17 protein-coding genes are annotated in these 18,232 nt (G+C 68.8%); 7 read left to right on the top strand and 10 right to left on the bottom strand.

What is annotated here, in order from left to right; genetic code table 11:
- Nucleotides 1-10 precede the first annotated feature (10 nt).
- The 4 genes from ppk1 (at nucleotide 11) to VI238_RS07865 (ending at nucleotide 5,378) form a co-directional block, all read left to right on the top strand.
- Complete coding sequence (ppk1, locus tag VI238_RS07880) at nucleotides 11-2,089, top strand: polyphosphate kinase 1 (protein WP_331650166.1); 2,079 nt, start codon at nucleotides 11-13, stop codon at nucleotides 2,087-2,089.
- Between the two features lie 73 nt (nucleotides 2,090-2,162).
- Nucleotides 2,163-3,695 carry a Ppx/GppA phosphatase family protein gene (locus VI238_RS07875; protein WP_331650164.1) on the top strand — a complete coding sequence of 511 codons (1,533 nt, stop codon included), beginning with the start codon at nucleotides 2,163-2,165 and terminating at the stop codon, nucleotides 3,693-3,695.
- A gap of 86 nt (nucleotides 3,696-3,781) precedes the next feature.
- Nucleotides 3,782-4,486: a peptidylprolyl isomerase gene (locus tag VI238_RS07870; protein ID WP_331650162.1), complete on the top strand. Its 705-nt coding sequence runs from the start codon at nucleotides 3,782-3,784 to the stop codon at nucleotides 4,484-4,486.
- A 172-nt stretch (nucleotides 4,487-4,658) separates the two neighbouring features.
- Nucleotides 4,659-5,378: a UDP-2,3-diacylglucosamine diphosphatase gene (locus VI238_RS07865; protein WP_331650160.1), complete on the top strand. Its 720-nt coding sequence runs from the start codon at nucleotides 4,659-4,661 to the stop codon at nucleotides 5,376-5,378.
- 46 nt (nucleotides 5,379-5,424) lie between these two features.
- Here the strand turns inward: VI238_RS07865 and VI238_RS07860 are convergent, their stop codons facing one another.
- From VI238_RS07860 to VI238_RS07835, 6 genes are all read right to left on the bottom strand, one after another.
- Nucleotides 5,425-5,898, bottom strand: a complete 474-nt coding sequence (locus tag VI238_RS07860) for a hypothetical protein (protein ID WP_331650158.1) — start codon at nucleotides 5,896-5,898, stop codon at nucleotides 5,425-5,427.
- Nucleotides 5,899-5,965: 67 nt separating this feature from the next.
- Complete coding sequence (locus VI238_RS07855; RefSeq protein WP_331650156.1) at nucleotides 5,966-6,469, bottom strand: hypothetical protein; 504 nt, start codon at nucleotides 6,467-6,469, stop codon at nucleotides 5,966-5,968.
- A 169-nt stretch (nucleotides 6,470-6,638) separates the two neighbouring features.
- Entirely contained in the window at nucleotides 6,639-7,121 is a 483-nt protein-coding gene (locus VI238_RS07850) for an integrase core domain-containing protein (protein ID WP_331650154.1), read from the bottom strand.
- Nucleotides 7,122-7,749: 628 nt separating this feature from the next.
- The gene (locus tag VI238_RS07845; protein WP_331650152.1) at nucleotides 7,750-9,135 is read right to left on the bottom strand and encodes a hypothetical protein; all 1,386 of its coding nucleotides are present in this window, start codon (nucleotides 9,133-9,135) and stop codon (nucleotides 7,750-7,752) included.
- A gap of 79 nt (nucleotides 9,136-9,214) precedes the next feature.
- On the bottom strand, nucleotides 9,215-9,721 hold the full coding sequence (locus tag VI238_RS07840) for a hypothetical protein (protein ID WP_331650150.1): 507 nt from the start codon (nucleotides 9,719-9,721) through the stop codon (nucleotides 9,215-9,217).
- 43 nt (nucleotides 9,722-9,764) lie between these two features.
- A complete protein-coding gene (locus tag VI238_RS07835; protein ID WP_331650148.1) occupies nucleotides 9,765-10,511 on the bottom strand; it encodes a hypothetical protein in 747 nt (248 codons plus the stop codon).
- Nucleotides 10,512-10,980: 469 nt separating this feature from the next.
- On the opposite strand from VI238_RS07835, the gene VI238_RS07830 reads away from it, so the two are divergent.
- Genes VI238_RS07830 through VI238_RS07820 form a run of 3 tightly spaced genes read left to right on the top strand, consistent with a single transcriptional unit; the run spans nucleotide 10,981 to nucleotide 13,229 of the window.
- A complete protein-coding gene (locus VI238_RS07830; protein ID WP_331650146.1) occupies nucleotides 10,981-11,679 on the top strand; it encodes a glycosyltransferase family 2 protein in 699 nt (232 codons plus the stop codon).
- Entirely contained in the window at nucleotides 11,673-12,056 is a 384-nt protein-coding gene (locus VI238_RS07825) for a DUF2304 domain-containing protein (RefSeq protein WP_331650145.1), read from the top strand. The genes VI238_RS07830 and VI238_RS07825 overlap by 7 nt, the downstream gene beginning before the upstream one ends.
- Nucleotides 12,057-12,071: 15 nt before the next feature.
- Nucleotides 12,072-13,229, top strand: coding sequence for a glycosyltransferase (locus VI238_RS07820; RefSeq protein WP_331650143.1), 1,158 nt, complete (start codon nucleotides 12,072-12,074; stop codon nucleotides 13,227-13,229).
- Here VI238_RS07820 and VI238_RS07815 read toward each other — a convergent pair.
- The 4 genes from VI238_RS07815 to purF form a co-directional block, all read right to left on the bottom strand.
- Nucleotides 13,184-14,605 (bottom strand): hypothetical protein, encoded by a 1,422-nt coding sequence (locus VI238_RS07815; RefSeq protein WP_331650142.1) that lies wholly within the window; start codon nucleotides 14,603-14,605, stop codon nucleotides 13,184-13,186. The two genes, VI238_RS07820 and VI238_RS07815, sit on opposite strands and share 46 nt — an antisense overlap.
- Nucleotides 14,602-15,804 (bottom strand): hypothetical protein, encoded by a 1,203-nt coding sequence (locus VI238_RS07810; RefSeq protein WP_331650140.1) that lies wholly within the window; start codon nucleotides 15,802-15,804, stop codon nucleotides 14,602-14,604. Before VI238_RS07810 ends, VI238_RS07815 begins: the two co-directional genes overlap by 4 nt.
- Nucleotides 15,801-16,619, bottom strand: coding sequence for a ferritin-like domain-containing protein (locus VI238_RS07805; RefSeq protein WP_331650138.1), 819 nt, complete (start codon nucleotides 16,617-16,619; stop codon nucleotides 15,801-15,803). Before VI238_RS07805 ends, VI238_RS07810 begins: the two co-directional genes overlap by 4 nt.
- A 126-nt stretch (nucleotides 16,620-16,745) precedes the next feature.
- Entirely contained in the window at nucleotides 16,746-18,224 is a 1,479-nt protein-coding gene (gene purF / locus VI238_RS07800; RefSeq protein ID WP_331650136.1) for an amidophosphoribosyltransferase, read from the bottom strand.
- Nucleotides 18,225-18,232: the final 8 nt, after the last annotated feature.

The raw sequence follows: 18,232 nt of genomic DNA, 5'->3' as shown, positions 1-18,232 counted from the left end.
CGAGCCACCCATGAACCGCGAAGTCGTGATGAACCTCAAGGACCCGAGCCTCTACCTCAACCGCGAGTTGGCGCAGCTCGAGTTCAACTTCCGCGTCCTCGCGCAGGCGGAGGATCCGCGCGTTCCGCTGCTCGAGCGCATGCGCTACCTGTGCATCTCGTGCACGAACCTCGACGAGTTCTTCGAGGTGCGCGTCGCCGTACTGCGCGAACAGGTGAACCTGAGCGACTCGCGCCCGGGACCGGATGCGCTGCCGCCGGCGGAGGTGCTCGCGCGCATCCGCGAGCGCGCCCTCACCCTCGTCACGGCGCAGTACGACTTCTGGAATGGCACCCTGCAGCCCGCGCTCGAGGCCGAGGGCATCCGCTTCTCGAGGCGCGACCGCTGGACGGTCAAGCAGCGGCGCTGGCTGCAGGGCTACTTCCGCAACGAGATCCTGCCGGTGCTGTCGCCGCTCGGGCTCGATCCGGCGCATCCGTTCCCGCGCATCCTCAACAAGAGCCTCAACCTCGCGGTGGTGCTCAAGGGACGCGACGCGTTCGGCCGCGAGGGCCACATGGCGCTCGTGCGCGCGCCGCGCTCGCTGCCCCGCCTGATCCGCATGCCCGCCGAGGTGGCCGAGTCGGCGTACGACTTCGTGTTCCTGTCGAGCGTGCTGCACGAGTTCATGGACGAGCTCTTCCCGGGCATGCAGGTGAAGGGCTCGTACCAGTTCCGCGTCACGCGAAACAGCGAACTCGTCGTCGACGAGGACGAGGTGCAGAACATCGCGCTCGCGCTGCGCGACGAGCTCAAGGGCCGCGGGTTCGCGCGCCCGGTGCGCCTCGAGGTCGCCGACAACTGCCCCAGAGCGATCGCCGACATGCTCATGCAGAACTTCGAGCTCACCGAGTCGGAGGTGTATCGCTGCGAAGGTCCCGTGAACGTCAGCCGCATCAACGCGGTGTACGAACAGATCGATCGCGCGGACCTCAAGTTCCCGACCTTCCTGCCGCGCGCGCTGCCGGTCGTCGTCGACGAAGGCAACCTGTTCGATGCGATCCGCGAACGCGACATCCTGCTGCACCATCCGTTCGAGTCGTTCGGCGCGGTGATCGAGCTCGTGCGCCAGGCGAGCGTCGACCCGGATGTGCTCGCGATCAAGCAGACGCTGTATCGCGTCGGCAACAACTCGCCCCTCGTCGATCACCTGATCGAAGCGGCGCGCCAGGGCAAGGACGTGACGGTCGTGGTCGAACTGCGCGCGCGCTTCGACGAGGAAGCGAACCTGCGCCTGGCCAACCGCCTGCAGGAGGCCGGCGTGCAGGTCGTGTACGGCGTGGTCGGCTACAAGACGCACGCGAAAATGCTGCTGATCGTGCGGCGCGAGCAGGGCGCGCTGCGGCGCTATGCGCACCTGTCGACCGGCAATTACCACCAGATCACCTCGCGCATCTACACCGACTTCGGCCTGATGACCGCCAACCCGGACATCGGCGAGGACGCCCATTTGCTGTTCCTGCAGCTGTCCGGGCTCGGCCCGATCATCAAGCTCAAGTGCCTGCTGCACTCGCCGTTCACGCTGCATAAGGGGCTGATGGAGAAGATCGAGCGCGAGATCCGCCACGCGCAGGAGGGCAAGCCGGCGCGCATCATCGCCAAGATGAACGCGCTCAACGAGGAGCATGTCGTCGAAGTCCTCTATCGCGCTTCGCAGGCGGGCGTGCAGATCGACCTCATCGTGCGCGGCGCCTGTGCGCTGCGCCCGGGCATTCCGGGCGTGTCCGACAACATCCGCGTGCGCTCAATCGTCGGCCGCTTCCTCGAACACAGCCGCGTGTACTGGTTCCAGAACGACGAGACGCCCGAGATCTATTGCTCGAGCGCGGACTGGATGGAGCGCAACTTGCTGCGCAGGATCGAGACCTGCTTTCCGATCCGCGACCCGCAGCTCGCGCAACGCGTCTATGACGAGTCGCTCGCGAACTACCTCGCCGACAATACCCAGTCCTGGCAGCTCGACGCGGACGGCAGCTATCGACGCATCGTCGCCGGCGACGCGCCGGCGCATTCGGCGCAACAGATGCTGTTGAGCCGGCTCGCGCAGTGAGCGACGCGTCGCGGCTGCCGCCACCGCCGGGGCCGTGCGACAATCCGGTCCGGACCCCCTGCGAGCCGCACCTGTGAAGGACGCGACTGCCACCCGACTGCGTGACGGCGAACTGCTCGCGGCGGTCGACCTCGGTTCCAACAGTTTTCACCTCGTCGTCGCCCGCTACGAACATGGCGGGCTGCGCATCATCGACCGCTTGCGCGACAGCGTCCGCATGGCCATGGGCCTGCGCGCGAACGGCAGCCTCGACCCTGCTTACCGCGAGCGCGCGCTCGCCTGCCTCGCGCGTTTCGGCCAGCGCCTGCGCGCGCTGCCGCACGAACGCGTGCGCGCGGTGGCGACCAACTCCGTGCGTCGCCTGGCCAACCCGCAGGCGTTCCTGCTGCCGGCCGAGACCGCGCTCGGCCATCCGATCGAGATCGTCAGCGGCCGCGAGGAGGCGCGCCTGATCTATCTCGGCGTCGCGCACGATCTCGCGCGCTCGAGCCAGCGCCGGCTCGTCGTCGACATCGGCGGCGGCAGCACCGAGTTCATCATCGGCCAAGGCTTCGACGCACTCGAGACCGAAAGCATCCAGGTCGGCTGCGTCGCGAGCACGCTGCGCTTCTTCGGCGACGGCAAGTTCACGCCGAAGCGCTGGCGCCAGGCACAGACCGAAATCGCGGTCGAACTGCAGCAGTTCGCCGAGGATTACCGCGCGCGCGGCTGGGGTGAGGCGATCGGCTCGTCCGGCACGGCCAAGGCCATCGGCAGCATCGTGCAGGCGAACGGCTGGAGCGACCAGGGCATCACGGCCACGTCGCTCGCACTGTTGCGCGAGGCGATCCTCGATGCGGGCAGCGTCGACGCGCTGCGGCTCGCGGGTCTCGCCGAGGATCGCACGCCGATCATCGCGGGCGGTGTCGCGATCCTCGAAGCGGTGTTCGCGACGTTCGCCCTCGAGCAGATGGCCGTGTGCGAGACCGCGATGCGCGAGGGACTGCTCTACGACGTGGTCGGTCGCGCGCTGCACGGCGACCCGCGCGCGGGCAGCGTCGCCGCGCTCGCTTCGCGCTACGGCGTCGATCGCGCACAGGCCGCGCGCGTGCACCACGCCGCGCTCGAACTGTTCGAGCAGGTCGCCGACGACTGGCAACTGGGCGGCCTCGAACGCGACCTGCTCGGCTGGGCCGCGGACATCCACGAGATCGGCCTCGCGATCGCGCACAGCCTGCACCACATCCACGGCGCCTACATCGTCGCGAACTCGGATCTCGCCGGCTTCAGCCGTCAGGGCCAGCAGGCGCTCGCGGCGATCATCCGCTCGCATCGTCGCAAGCCCGATCGCGACACGATCGAGGCGCTGCCCGAGCGACTGCGCCAGCCGGCGCGACGCGTGACCGCGCTGCTGCGGCTCGCCGCCCTGCTCGAGCGTGCGCGCACGACCGAGCCGCTGCCGCCGCTGCGCCTCGCCGTCGACGACCGCCTGCTGCGCCTGGAGTTGCCGGAGCGCTGGCTCGACCAGCACCCGCTCACGCGCGCCGACCTCGAGCAGGAGCGCGACCATATCAAGCTGCTCGACCTGAAGCTGCAGGTACGGCCGCTGGAGAAGGCCGCGGCGTGAGTCGCGGGGAACGCGGGCGGCTGACGCGCCGCGCGCGAGCCCCTATCATTGTGGTTTCCGCTTCCGCACCGCACCGGAGAATCCCGATGATCAAGCGACTGCTGCTCGCACTCGTGCTCATGCTGCCCGCCTTCGCCCTCGCCCAGGCCACGGGCGCGGCCGACAAGCCCGCCGCGACGCCGAAGGCCGCCGCCAAACCCGCTGCCAAGCCAGCGGCCGCGAAGCCCACCGGCACGAAGGCCGTCACGAAGCCGGCCGCGAAGGCCGAGGCGGCTGCCGCCGACGCCCAGGCCACCCCGAAAGTGCAGATCAAGACGAGCCTCGGCGAACTCACGGTCGAGCTTTACGCGGACAAGGCGCCGAAGTCCGTCGAAAACTTCCTCGCCTACGCGAAGAGCGGGTTCTACGACGGCACGATCTTCCATCGCGTGATCGCCGATTTCATGATCCAGGGCGGCGGCTTCACGCCGGACCTGCGCCAGAAGAAGACGCGCGCGCCGGTCGTCAACGAATCCAAGAACGGCCTCAGCAACCTGCGCGGCACGCTCGCGATGGCGCGCACGGCCGATCCGAACTCGGCGACGGCGCAGTTCTTCATCAACACCGTGGACAACCCGCGCCTCGACTACGCGGGCGACGCGAACCCGGGCTACTGCGTGTTCGGCAAGGTCGTCGCCGGCATGGACGTCGTCGACAAGATCCGCGCGATCCCGACCGGCGCGCAGGGTCCGTTCCGCAGCGACGTGCCGACCACCGCCGTCGTGATCGAGAAGGTCACGGTCCTGCCCTGAGCCTCGTCGTGGCGAGGTCCGCGATTCCGAGCGGCGTGCGCGACGAGAGCCGCGCACGCTGCTCATGCGTACGGGCGACCGCCATCGCATGCCGCTGCGTCGACTGGCCGATGATGGAACGCGACACCCGCGCGCCCGGCACGGATGATCGCGAAGGGCGCGCGGGGGTGACGTGACGATCCTGTTCGTTTCCGATCTGCACCTCGATTCGAGTCGGCCGCACATCACGCGACTATTCGTCGAGTTCGTGCGCGATGAAGCGTCGCAGGCGGGCGCGCTGTTCATCCTCGGCGACCTGTTCGAGGCGTGGATCGGCGACGATGCGAGCGACGAGACGGCCGATCAGGTCGCCACGGCGCTCGCACGCCTGCACGCGAGCGGCGTGCCGACCTTCTTCATCCACGGCAACCGCGACTTCCTGCTCGGCGACGCGTATGCGCGACGCGCACGCATGACCTTGCTGCCCGACGGCAGCGTGGTCGACATCGAAGGCGAGCGCGTGCTGCTCATGCACGGCGACACGCTCTGCACCGACGATGCGCCGTACCAGGCGTTCCGCGCGCAATCGCACACGCCCGCCTGGCAACGCGCGTTCCTCGCGCGGCCACTCGCCGAACGCCGCGCGTTCGCGGCGCAGGCGCGCGCGGAGAGCCAGCGCTACACGCGCTCGGTGGACGACGCGATCACCGACGTCAACGCGGACGCGGTCGCAGCGACCTTGCGCGCGCACGGTGTGCGCCGCCTCATCCACGGCCATACGCACCGACCGGCGCAGCATCGGCTCGAACTCGACGGCCAGCCCGCCGAGCGCATCGTGCTCGGCGACTGGTACGAACACGGCAGCGTATTGCGCTGCCGCAGCGGTGAAACCTCGCTGAGCCGCCTCGGCTGAAGCGGCGAGTGCGGCCCCGCGCGCGGGGATCGCGGACGCGCCCGTATCAGTCGATGCTGAAGGCTTGCAGCGACACGGGAGTGCCGTTTGCCGCCGCCGTAAAGGGACCGCAGGCATTCGGAGGGTCGAAATCCGCGCCCGTGATGATCAGGTAGTAGGCCCCGGGCGGTATGTCGCCATGGAGCATGTTCGTGCTCGCGTCACCGACCGTCGTGCAGGGACCGTCGGCATTGCAGCCCGCCGCCTGCGGCACGAGGTACGCGGACAGCACGTAGCCCGCGCCACCGGTGAAATCGATGTCCGTGAACGTGCCTTGGGCCGTGACGGTGATCGACGCGATGAATGCCTGTCCCGGCGCGCTGTCCGCACCCTGGCAGACGCTGATGATGCCGGTTTCGTGTCCGCAGGTCGTGCCCGTCAGCGGCGGCGAATTCGAGGGAAAGGTCCATACCAGAGGATCCGCGCAGGTCTGCGCGTTCGCGGATGACGCAGCCAACGCAACCATCGCGCTCGCCGCCATCAGGGTCTTGTACGGATTCATCGAGTATCTCCGCTTCGAGGAAAAGCCGCCCGCAGACTTTCGTGTGTCAGTCGACGCTGAAACCCAGCAACGTCACCGGCAGCGGACCATCGGCGCTGGCCGTGAACGGACCGCAGGCGTTGGGTGGATCGAAATCCGCACCGGTGATGATGAGGTAGTACGTACCTGGCGGAATGTCGCCGTGGAGCATGTTGGTCGAACCATCGCCGACGGTCGTGCACGCAGCGTCCGCATTGCATCCTGATGATTGCGGAACGAGATACGCAGAGAGCGTATAGCCCCCACCACCGGTGAAATCGATCTGCGTGAACGGCGCATCCGCGGTCACCGTCAGGCCACCGACGACGAACGCCTGCGCGGGCGCGCTGCCCGCGCCCTGGCAGACGCTGATGATACCGGTCTCGTGTCCGCAGGTCGTGCCCGTCAGCGGCGGAGTGCCGCCGGGGAACACGTGCCATACCTCAGGCGAGGCGCACGTCTGGGCCGCTACAGGCAGCGCGCAGACCCCGACAAGCAACGCAACCAACAGTGCAGCGATGCGCGCGATCATGGGCGTTCTCCGTGGACGTGTCCCCGACGCAGCAATTTATCATGTGCCGCATGGCCACTGCTACCGGCTCCCTTTTTGGCGTAGCGATAGGCGTTCGCCGCGTCGTGCTGTAGCCGGATTTCGAGAGCGAGTTGCCGAGCATGTAATGACCCAGCGGTTTCTGCTCAGGTTACGCTGCCAATTTGAATGCCTCGTCCGGCGTATCCACTCCCAATGCCTGGTGCGGGCGCCGTCTGTTGTAGAACCCGATCCAGTCGCCGATCACGCGCATGGCATGCTGCTGGCTCTCGAAGCGGTGGCGATGCACGCATTGCTCCTTCATCGCGCACGACCCCGTGCGCGGCAGCGGATTGCTGCTGGTCTCCGCGGCGTAACACGACCACGTGTTCGTCTCGATCGAGATCGGCGTGAGGACGCCCGTGCCCACCGCCGGCGGGATGCCGACCCTGCGCTCGAGCATCTGGCCCGCGAGCGGGAACTTCTGCGCGTACGTCGTCGCGATCTGCAGCGGCTGGTACGAACCCGGCGCGATCTGCGTCTGGATGATCTTGCCAAATCCCTGGAAGCCGCGGCCGACGTGGTTGTAGACCGCGTACTCGTAACCGTACGCCCACGATCGCGCGCCGAGCGAGCCAGGATTGTTCTGCGCCATCGTTGAGACGAACCGGCATCGACGATGTGAATGGAAAGTGCTGGTAGTCGACCCAGTCGTTGGTCGTGTAGAACGCTGTCTGCTTTCTCCGGGTGCGAGGAGAGATACCGCAGCTCCTCCCCGCCCGGTGCGGCAGCCTCGAGCGGCGCAACCGCCGGTGCGCGTGCGGCGCGGGTCCTGCGCCGATCGTCGTCGCCGCATCGAAGAGAGGGCGCCCCGTCGGCGCGATCGTCGCAGCGCGCCGGCCTGCGGATCCGGGCGCGCGAGGAATTGCAACAGCGGTTTCGTCGCGTCGACGGCAAGCGTGTCGCGGGCGCGCGCCGCCGAGCCGCGGCGGCAGCCGTCAAGGCGCCATGCCTCCGCGGCCTGGTGAAGTGGGGGAAGAATGTGACTGTGCCCGCACGCGTGGCCAGCCGGCGCACGACGCGAGACGCTACGCCCTCATCCTCGCGCGACTACGATGGCCGCTCGCACGAAGGCGTACGTGCCCGACTGAAAGAATGCCGCGCGCAAGGCTCGTCGGCGTCACGCGGGCACGAGGGGGCGGCTGCGAAGGCTTGGAGCGTTGCAGCGCGCGCACCTGCCGCGCAGGTTGGGATCCTGCGCGGCATGCGGGCCGGACGGCGGGCTACTTGGCCGTAACCTTCTGCGCGCCGCTGAGCGGCTGCTTCTCGCCGTTGTTCTTGACCATGCCGATCTGGTACCAGTAGGTGTGGCCGGAGACGGCCGAGTCGTCCCGCCACTGGTACTGCACGCCCTCCTTCGGCGAACCGCCGCCGGCGCGAATCAGCTCCTTGTTGACGCGCAGGAAAGGTCCGTGCTCGTCGTCCGCTCGATAGATGATGTACCCGTAGACAGAGCCGTCGTTCGCGACTGCCCAGCGAAGGAGCGGGCCATCGCCCGGTGGTGCCGCGGTTTCCGCGGCCGCGGCAGTTCGGCTGATCGCCTGCTTCAGGTCGATCGAGTTGCCGGGGACGGTAGCGGATGCCTGCGACGCGCCTCCGGTGTCGGTCGCCTTCTCGAGCTCCTTGTTGAGATCGTGCACTTTCACTTCAGGTGCCAGCAGCATGCCGACGACATCGACCGGCAGCACCCGCTTGAACTCCGGCAGATCGACGAGGATCTTCCCCTGCAGACGGCCCTGCTGCTGCTCGTTCGAAACGAGTACATGCAGCATCCGGCAACCCGCCGCCTCCGGAGTACAGGGCACCACGTCGACCTTGCCCTCGAAATGATCGGGCTTCGCGCTGCCGATCTTGAAGTCCTTGCCCGATTCGCTCGTGAGGCGGATGAGGAATTCGTTCTTCGCATTGGTTCTCATGAGCCCGAACGCGAAGGGATTGCCGTTGGCCGCGATCTCGCCGATGACGTTCGCATCGACCGTGACCCATGCTTCCGGCTGCTGCGGTGCATTGATCTTGAGCTTGATCTTGTCGTGCACGAGGCCCCAGGGGGCATTCTTGCTGATCGACGCACGCAGTGTCTTGCCGTCGGTACCGACCACGGCATCGACGTAGTCGGGTTTCGACGCAATCCCGAGGATGCGGAAGTCCGGGACTTCGCGACTGCTTAGGGCGATCTCCTTGCTGACCGGACCTGCGCTGAGCTTCACCGCGCCGAAATCGAGCGCGGGTGCGGCCTGGTCGAGCACGGTCGAGACGAATACATGGACACTCGCGCCCCGTTGCGAGAGCACACCCGGTTCATCGGTCGTGATCCGGAACGAATGTTTGCTGAATCCCACAGCATCGCGCGTCGCGATGGTGGCCTTCAGGTAGGCCGCACCATGTGCGGGCACCGTCACCTTCGGATCGATCGAATCCCACTCGAAGACCGAACGCGCGTCGGTGATGTGGACCGGCTTGTCGCCGGAATTGCGCAGCGCAATCTCGCATGGCACGGTTTCGAACTGCTGGCGCTCGCCAGCGAGGCACGGCTCGATCACGAGGTGGGACGTCGGCGAACTCGTTGCCGCGGCGAGCACGGACAGGAAAAAGGGCGTCAGGATCAGCATGGCCTTTGGGAATCACGTCCAATAAAAAACCCACCTGCGTTGCCGCAGGTGGGTCGAATCACTCAACGCCGGTCGGCGATCAGCCCACCGTGAAGCTCTGCAGGGTCACCGGCAGCGTGCCGTCCGCAGCAGCCGTGAACGGGCCGCAAGCGCCCGGCGCGTCGAAGTCAGCGCCGGTGATGATCAGGAAGTACGAACCGGCCGGGATGTCGCCGTGCAGCATGTTCGTCGTCGCATCACCGACCGTCGTGCACGCCGCGTCGGCATTGCAGCCGCTCGACGTCGGGACGAGGTACGCGCTGATCGCGTAACCGGCGCCGCCGGTGAAGTCGATGTTCGTGAACGAGCCGCCCGGAGCGTCGGCGATCGTGACCTGCGCGACGTAGGCCGCAGCCGGCGCGCCGCCAGCACCCTGACACACGCTGATGATGCCGGCCTCGTGTCCGCAGGTCGTACCCGACAACGCCGGGGTGCCCGCCGCATCCGGATGCCAGCTCGTATCCGGCGACGCGCAGGTCTGTGCACCGGCGGACATGCTGAACAGCGCCGCCAGGGCGGTCGCACCACAGAGCAGATTACGCTTCATGTATCGTCACTCCTATTCGATTATTTAAAGCTGGGTTACGAAATCAGCTGCCGATGTAGGTCTGGCGGCGGGAATCGAAACGGTCGAACTTCACGACTTGCGTCGGGTGGTTGGTCTTGTACGCCGCGCTCGGCGCCGTCAGGCCCAGCGAAGCGGCGGACACGCCGCCCCACGCCGCGTTGTCGAGGTTCGCGATCGTACCGGAAGCGGCCGGCTCCGTCGTGCCCGCTGCCGCATTGACCCAGTAGTCGAGCTGACCGGCAGCACCTGCACCGACGGTGAGCTTGCCTTCAATGCGGTTGACGCCGGCGATCAGGTCGGTCGCGAACGTCTGGCCGCACGAGAACGTGCCCGTGCCGCACTGCGCGATGAAGCGCACGCGCTTCGCACCGGCCGGGCCCGCGACGAGCGAGACGCGGAGGAGGCGGTTGAAGCCGTTCGCAGCCGTCGTCGCCGGCGCCTGGAACACGACCACGTTGTCCGTCGCGCTGAAGCTCGACAGGGCGGTCGTGTCGACGAGGAACTGGAAGCGGTAGTTCGGCTCGGAAGCCGCATGGTTGTAACGAACGAACGCCGAAGCGGTCGTGCTCGGGCCGAGCGACGAGCTCAGCGCGCACTCGGTCGCGTCGAGACCCGGGGTGGTGACGGCGAGCGTCGAGGTCGACGGAGGCAGAACCGACTTGCTCGTCCACGCGCCACCTTCGGCCGTGGTCGGACCGGCCGGGCAGGCCGCCATCGCGCTACCCGCGAAACCGCAGAGGCCAACGAGAGCGATCGACAGGACTTTCATCTTTGCATTCATGGAAAATCTCCCAGAGTGTCTCGGGCGGAGTGGATTACTCCCGTCCCCATTGGTTTAGTGGTCAACCAAGCCCGATCCGCGCGGACGATAGTGAAGTCTTAACACCGTGTCAACACGAACCGAGCGTGGGCCTGGCCGACCATCCAGTTTCGAGACGGACACCCCGATTTCGGGGGTCCGGACCCGGCCGGCGGCGCATCGCCTCCAGCCCACGCAGCTCAATGACGCACGAGCGGAGGGAAACCGGACACGCTACGGCGGCCTGCCGGACTTATATACGGAAGGCCCCCTCGAAAGAGATCACGTCCGGCTCCGGCCCGCGCTCCAGGGACCGCGCTAGCCCACCGGTCGGCGTTGACCTCGCCAGGCACGATGCGCAGAATCGCCGTCCCCTCTGCTGCACCCGGTTTCCGTGACCGCTCGCCCGCCCGCCCTCCGTGCCGCCGATTGCCTGGCGGTGATCCCCGCACGCGACGAGGCGGCCACCGTCGGTGCGGTTGTGGCCGGCGTACGCGAGGCACTCGGCTGCGCGGTGCTCGTCGTGGACGACGCGAGTCGTGACCGGACCGGCCAGGCCGCGCGTGCAGCCGGCGCGGAGTCGCTGCGCCTGACCTTCGGGCTCGGTGCCTGGGGAGCGACCCAGACCGGGATCCGCTATGCACGACGCAATGGCTACGCCGGCGTCATCACGCTCGATGCCGACGGCCAGCACGAGCCGGCGTCGCTGCCCGCGCTGTTCGAGGCGCAGCAACGCACCGCCGCAAACATCGTCATCGGCACCTGCATCGATCGCCTGAGCCGCGCCAAGCGCGTCGCCTGGCTGTACCTGCGGGCACTCACCGGGCTGCGGCTGGCCGACTTCACGTCCGGCCTGCGCCTGTATGATGCCCGGGCGATGGCGATCCTCGCCGGGCCCGAAGCCAGCCTGCTCGACTACCAGGACGTCGGCGTGCTCATGCTGCTCGCGAAGAACGGCCTGCGCATCGAGGAGACGCCGGTGCCGATGCTGCCTCGCCGCGAAGGCCATTCGCGCGTATTCGCCTCCTGGCCCGTCGTCGCGCGGTACATGATGCACACGACCGTGCTCTGCCTGGCGCAGATCGATGCCGGACGCCGCAAGGAGAAGCCCTTGCAGGAACGCTGCACCGCATGCTGACCGGCCAGATCACATCGGCGATCCTCGGCGTCGCCCTCGCGGGCGCGATCCTCTTCCTCGTGCGCCGCGACCACCTGCACGGTCCGTACGCCGTGTGGTGGTTCGTGATCGCCGCGGCGACGTTCGTGCTCGGCGTGTTCCCCGGCATCGTGGTCTGGCTCGGCCACCAGACCGGCATCTTCTATGCGCCGGTGCTGCCGATCATCATCGGCCTGTCCCTCGTGCTCATCCGCCTGCTCAAGCTCGACATCGACCGCTCGAAGCAGGAACGCCGGATCCGTCGCCTGACCCAGAAGCTCGCGATCCTCGAACAGGAACTGACCCGGCTCGGCGGCGTCGCGCCTCCGGATGCGGCGGTCGACGACGAAGACGGCTGAGTGCCGTCCCGGCGCATGCGCATCCTGCATCTGGGGAAGTACTACGCGCCGCAGCGCGGCGGCATCGAGCGGCATACCCAGGCCCTTGCCGAAGCGTGCGTGCGCGCCGGCGACGCGGTCGCCGTGCTCGTTCACCAGGCGCCGGGGCGTTGGCGTGGCATGCGAGAGACGATGGCGGGCGTGGACGTGCGCCGCGCGGGGTGCATCGCGGCACCGGTGTACACGCCCGTGAGCCCCACCTTCCCCATCGAGCTCGCGCGCGCACTGCGCGAGTTCGCGCCGGACCTGTTGCACCTGCACCTGCCCAACCCATCGTGTTTCGCGGCCCTCGCGTTGCCGGCCGCGCGGCGACTGCCATGGGTCGTGCACTGGCACGCCGACGTGCCGCCCGACGCGCCGGACTGGCGCCTGCGCGCCGGCTATCGCTTCTATCGGCCGTTCGAGCAGGCCGTGCTCGCGCGCGCCACGACCGTGATCGCGACGTCGCAGCCGTACTTCGAGGCGAGCCGCGCATTGCAGCGATGGAGCTCGAAGGTGCGCATCGTGCCGCTCGGCATCGAGCCGGCTGCCACCGTCGTTCCGCGTCGCGACATGTGGCCCGCGAGCGGCGGCATGCATTTGCTCGCGGTCGGCCGCCTCGGGCGTTACAAGGGATTCGACGTCCTCATCGAGGCCCTGCCGTCGATGCCCGACGCCAGCCTGCTGCTCGTCGGCGACGGCGAGTGCGCCGGCGAGTTGCGCGCGCTCGCTCGATCGCGCGGCGTCGAAGCGCGCGTTGCCTTCGCCGGCGACGTCGACGACGCGTCACTCGGCGCCGCGTATGCGGGAGCGGATGCCCTCGTCCTGCCCTCGCTCGATCGTGGCGAGGCATTCGGGCTCGTGCTGCTCGAAGCGATGCGCGTCGGCGTTCCGGTCGTTGCCAGCGCGATACCCGGGTCGGGCGTGGGCTTCGTCGTCGCCGGCGGCGAGTCCGGCCTGCTGGTCGAGCCGGGGGATCCGGCCGCGCTCGCGGCCGCACTCGCGCGGCTGCGCGACCCACTGCTGCGCGCGCGGCTCGGGGACGCCGGGCGCACGCGGTGGAACGAACGGTTCACGCTGGAACGCTGCGTGCAAACGGTACGCGCGATCTATGCGGACGCGTCGGCCTCCGGAGGCACGCGCTCCGTCGCGTGATCCTCGGCAGGCAGCCACAATGCGAGCACGAGCAGGCTGACGAGCATCGGCGTCAACTGCAACAGCAGCCGGTTGACCGCGGAATAGCTCTGCGCGTAGCGCGATGCCGTCGTGAACGCGAACAGGCCGCCGATCAGCAGCAGCGGCACCGCGACGAGCACGACCATCCGCCGTGTCGCCGTCGACTGCGACCAGCGCGCCCGCTTCCAGTACAACGCGGCAGGCAACGCGAACCAGAGCAGGTTCCAGTTCCATTGGCCCCACAGCGCATGGGCGAACGCATCGAGGGATTCGGCGACCCTGCCGCCGTCGACGACGATGCCGCCGTGCACGTAGCGGCGCGCCACCTCGACCCATGGCAGGCTCAACGTCGCGCACAGCGCGATCGCGAATGCCGCGACGGCGGCCCCGACGAAGAAGCGCTTGCTGCGCATGCGCGTGGGCAGCGCGCCGAATACGACGGCGACGCCGAGCACGATGCTCCACATCGCGCCCTCGAGCTTGACCATCGGCAGGAGCACGACGGCCGCCGCGATGATCGAAAGCTGCCGATGCTCGCGCGCCGCGCGCCAGCGGAGCCAGGCATGCCCCCCGAGCGACATCAGCGCAGCGACCCACAGGTCCGCATAGCCGCCGAGCGCCACGTGCGCATCGAGCAGCGGCAGCGACGCGAGCAGGTAGACCCCGGCGAGTGCGTGGATCGGCGCTGCGCCGAGCACCCTCCACTGTCCATAGTGGGCTGCGAGCAGCCCCGCCCACAGGCCGAGCCAGGCGAGGTTGATCCACGGTTCGAGCCAGCCCGTATCGACCGCGAACCAGGTCATGGTCCACGGCAGCAGCTCCGGGTAGCTCCACGCCGAGGCCGTACGCAGGTCCAGTTGCGGCTGCAGGATCCAGCGCGCGAACGGAACATAGGGCGAGGCGTGGCCGGCCGAAACCCACGCCTTGGCCTTGGCTTGCCAGACCGCCCACGCGTCCCACGGCAACGTGGGATGAGCGACGATGTCCGAAGCGAACAGCCAGGCGCGCCATGCGAGCACGAGCAGGATCAAAACCGCGGCGATCCGCATGCCGCGCGTCGCCGGTGACGCGATCGCCGGCGGCGGCGTCCGCTCGCGCAGCCACCACGCGCAGGCCCAGCCCGCGGCGCCGATCGCGACGGCCGCCGTTCCGACGCGCGACAGTCCCGCAGACAGGTCCGTCGCGCACAACGCGCGCATGAGCAATCCGCACGACAGCGCGCCGAGGATCCATCCGCCGCCGAGCACGATCGCCAGCGCGCCGCGACGGCGTGGCCAGCCGGTGGCGGCGGCCCACAGTCCGCTGCCGAGCACGAGCGGCGCGATCCAGACGACGAGGCCGGGCAGCACGTTCATCGTATGACCGCCTCCACGCGGTACACGACCATGTCCTCGTAGCGATCGATCACCTTGACCCGCACCTTGCGCATGCCGATGCGCATCACGTCGTTGAGCGGCCGCGGCCGGTCGACGCGGTAATTGACCAGCACGGTGCCGCTCGGCACGCGCGCGTACGGTGCGCCCATGTAGCTGCCGAGGCTCGCCGCGTTGATCGGCGACGCGAGGTAGATGAAGCGCAAGATCTCGTGCGGCGTCTCCGCATTGACGAGCACGCGCGTCGTCGGCGGATCGTTCGCGAGCAAGGCCTTCAACCGTTCGGCCGCCGCGAGCGTGCGCGCATCGGCGACGTGCGCCTGGCGCTGGGCGAACGGGACCGAACCCCATATCGCGCGGTCGACTTCGCGTCGATAGGCGAGTTCGCGCAGCCAGGCAGCATCCAGCGCGACCCAGGCCGTCGCGGCCGCGACGAACAGGAGCCGCGCGAGGCGCTCTGCGCGCCAACCCAGGACGAGCCGTGCGATCGCGGCGAGCAGGCCGAGAGCGAGTGCCACCACGAGCGGCGGACGCGGCGCATGCGCCGTGGTGTCGCCGATTTCGCTGGGACCGATCGCGCTCACCGAGATGAGCTGCCATGGCGAATGCGCGAACCATGACGACCATGTCGCGGCGAGGCGCCCGCGCCACGAATCCGACTCGAGCCGCGCTCCTTCGAGTTCGAACGGCCGGAACCCCTGCTCGGGCGGCACCAGTTGCGCGACGGGGAACTGGGAGAATCCGACTTCGACGATCGTTCCCCGCCAGGCTGCGACGCGCGACAGGTCGACCGTCGCCGACCCGCCCGTGGGCGGCGGCAGCTGGATCGCCTGCACGTCGTCGGGCGCGTCGCTCGTGCGGAACACGAAGGACACTTCGAGCGTCCGCGGAAAGTCCGTGAACGAATAGTGCAGGATCGGAAATGCCTCCGCTGCAAGCTCCGGCACGCCGGTCGTCTGCAACGCGGAGAAGTCGTCGGCCGGGGCCGAGACGCGCAGCCGCTGCGCTTCCGGCGACGCCGTGCCGAACACCGCGTGGTAGCGGCTGCCGGGCAGCGAATGCGTTCGCGTCGGCGCGAACGGCTCGCGCGGATCGACGCCCGCGGCCCACAGCAACAACGTCGACCAGGCCGCCACGAGCGCGGCGGCGAACGCCGTGTACCGCCAGCGCGCGGCCGTCATGCGGCGATTTCGTCCAGCCCGGCCAACTCCGCCGGCGTGAAGCCCGCGCGCAGCCGCGCATCGACGTTGAACGGGCCGCGCAGGCTGCCGCGCATGTGTTCGTCGAGCAGGCGCCGGAACGTCCCCGGTGCATCGAGCCCCTCGCGCGCGCAGCACCAGGCGTACCAGCGCGATCCCGCGGCGACGTGCGCGACCTCCTCGCGCAGGATCGTCTCGAGAATGTCCGCGGTCGCGTCGTCGCCGACGGCGCGCAGGCGCGCGATCATGCCCGGCGTCACGTCGAGGCCGCGCGCCTCGAGCACGCGCGGCACGAGCGCCATGCGCGCGAGGCAGGAATCGGCCGTGCGCACGGCCATGTCCCAGAGGCCGTCGTGCGCATCGAAATCGCCGTAGCGATGGCCGAGCTCGACAAGGCGCGCCGCGAGCAACGCATGGTGGCGTGCCTCGTCGTCGGCGACGCGCGCCCAGTCGCTGTAGTAGTCGGCGGGCATGCCGCGGAACCGGTAGACCGCATCCCAGGCGAGGTTGATCGCGTTGAACTCGATGTGTGCGACGGCATGCACGAGTGCAGCCCGGCCGCTCGAGGAGCCGAGGCCACGCTGGGCGAGTTCGCGCGGCGGGACGAGCCGCGGGCGCGCGGGCCGACCCGGATCGCCGATCGGGCGCGGCGCGGCCGCATCCGCCTCCGTGGCGAGCTCGCCGGCGATGATCGCGCCCGCGACGACGCGGGTCAGCTCGAGCTTCTGCGCGACATCCGCGCACGCGAGGCAGCGCGCGGCGGCATCGAACACATTCTCCTTCGCGCTGCCGGCCATGCTCGCACTCCGTCGTCGTGCCGCGGGCCCGCGGCACCGGCGCTTCGGAGCGCCGCTTCCTGATTATCCCTGTCCAACGTCGCCCGGCGCGCGGACCGGACACGCAGTTTCGCGCATCGGTTCCGTTCAGCCGGCCTGGCGCCGCTGCGATTTCGCGCCATCGGATCGCGCGAACTCGAGGTCGCGCAGGTAGGTCGGCTCCACGCCGGTGACGTACTCGCCCGAGAAGCACGATGTGTCGAAGTCGACGAGCTTGTCGTTGCCGTCGCGCACGGCCCAGACGAGATCGTCGAGGTCCTGGTAGATGAGCCGGTCCGCGCCGAGGATGCGCTCGACCTCTTCCACGCTGCGACCGTGCGCGACGAGTTCGGCGGTGACCGGCATGTCGATGCCGTAGATGTTCGGATAGCGGACCGGCGGAGCGGCGGAGGCGAGGTAGACCTTCTTCGCGCCGGCCTCGCGAGCCATCTGGATGATCTGCTTGGACGTGGTGCCGCGCACGATCGAATCGTCGACGAGCAGCACGTTCTTGTTGCGGAACTCCAGCCCGATGGGGTTGAGCTTGCGGCGTACCGATTTCACGCGCTCGCTCTGCCCCGGCATGATGAACGTGCGGCCGATGTAGCGGTTCTTCACGAAGCCTTCGCGCACGGGCACGCCGAGGATCTGCGCGAGCGGAACCGCGGCCGTGCGCGAGGTGTCGGGGATCGGGATCACCGAATCGATGTCGTGATCGGGCATCTCGCGCAGGATCTTCTCGCCGAGTTTCTCGCCCATGCGCAGGCGCGCCTTGTACACCGAGACGTCCTCGATCATCGAGTCCGGACGCGCGAGGTAGACGTACTCGAAGATGCACGGCGCGTGCCTCGCCGGCTCCGCGCAATGGCGCGCGAACAGGCGGCCGTCGAGCGTCAGCAGCACGGCTTCGCCGGGCGCGACGTCGCGCAGCAGGCGGAAACCGAGGATGTCGAGCGCGACCGATTCGGACGCGACCGCGTACTCCTTGCCGGCCGCCGTGTCGCGCTCGCCGAGCACGAGCGGGCGTATGCCGTGCGGATCGCGGAACGCGAGCACGCCGTAGTCGAGCAGCATCGTGACGACCGCGTAACCGCCGACGCAGCGCGCGTGCGTGCCGGCAACGGCCTTGAAGATGTGGTCGGGCGTGAGCTGGCGCCGGTCCTGGATCTGCAGTTCGTGCGCGAGCACGTTGAGCAGCACTTCGGAATCCGAATCGGTGTTGATGTGGCGCCGGTCGTCCTCGAACACCTCGCGACGCAGCGCATCGGTGTTGATGAGGTTGCCGTTGTGCGCGAGCGCGATGCCGTACGGCGAGTTGACGTACAGCGGTTGCGCTTCGGCGGATCCCTCCGAGCCCGCGGTCGGGTAGCGGCAATGGCCGATGCCGACGCTGCCGCGCAGCGCGAGCATGCTCGACTCGTCGAACACGTCGCGCACGAGCCCCTGCCCCTTGTGCAGGCGCAGGCGATTGCCGTCGACGGTCGCGATGCCGGCGGCGTCCTGGCCGCGGTGCTGCAGGACGGTGAGCGCGTCGTAGAGCGCCGAGGCGACTTCCGACTTGCCGACGATACCGATGATTCCGCACATAGTTGTCT

The organism is Dokdonella sp. (assembly GCF_036518555.1).
Classification (GTDB): domain Bacteria; phylum Pseudomonadota; class Gammaproteobacteria; order Xanthomonadales; family Rhodanobacteraceae; genus Dokdonella_A.
The sequence above is the reverse complement of the archived record's forward strand: the minus strand, read 5'-3'. Positions and strand labels throughout refer to the sequence as shown.

Coding starts and splice junctions, on each gene's coding strand:
- ppk1 (WP_331650166.1), top strand. CDS start 11: ATGAACCGCGAAGTCGTGATGAACCTCAAGGACCCGAGCCTCTACCTC.
- VI238_RS07870 (WP_331650162.1), top strand. CDS start 3,782: ATGATCAAGCGACTGCTGCTCGCACTCGTGCTCATGCTGCCCGCCTTC.
- VI238_RS07860 (WP_331650158.1), bottom strand. CDS start 5,898: ATGGCGGCGAGCGCGATGGTTGCGTTGGCTGCGTCATCCGCGAACGCG.
- VI238_RS07855 (WP_331650156.1), bottom strand. CDS start 6,469: ATGATCGCGCGCATCGCTGCACTGTTGGTTGCGTTGCTTGTCGGGGTC.
- VI238_RS07850 (WP_331650154.1), bottom strand. CDS start 7,121: ATGGCGCAGAACAATCCTGGCTCGCTCGGCGCGCGATCGTGGGCGTAC.
- VI238_RS07845 (WP_331650152.1), bottom strand. CDS start 9,135: ATGCTGATCCTGACGCCCTTTTTCCTGTCCGTGCTCGCCGCGGCAACG.
- VI238_RS07840 (WP_331650150.1), bottom strand. CDS start 9,721: ATGAAGCGTAATCTGCTCTGTGGTGCGACCGCCCTGGCGGCGCTGTTC.
- VI238_RS07835 (WP_331650148.1), bottom strand. CDS start 10,511: ATGAAAGTCCTGTCGATCGCTCTCGTTGGCCTCTGCGGTTTCGCGGGT.
- VI238_RS07825 (WP_331650145.1), top strand. CDS start 11,673: ATGCTGACCGGCCAGATCACATCGGCGATCCTCGGCGTCGCCCTCGCG.
- VI238_RS07820 (WP_331650143.1), top strand. CDS start 12,072: ATGCGCATCCTGCATCTGGGGAAGTACTACGCGCCGCAGCGCGGCGGC.
- VI238_RS07815 (WP_331650142.1), bottom strand. CDS start 14,605: ATGAACGTGCTGCCCGGCCTCGTCGTCTGGATCGCGCCGCTCGTGCTC.
- VI238_RS07810 (WP_331650140.1), bottom strand. CDS start 15,804: ATGACGGCCGCGCGCTGGCGGTACACGGCGTTCGCCGCCGCGCTCGTG.
- VI238_RS07805 (WP_331650138.1), bottom strand. CDS start 16,619: ATGGCCGGCAGCGCGAAGGAGAATGTGTTCGATGCCGCCGCGCGCTGC.
- purF (WP_331650136.1), bottom strand. CDS start 18,224: ATGTGCGGAATCATCGGTATCGTCGGCAAGTCGGAAGTCGCCTCGGCG.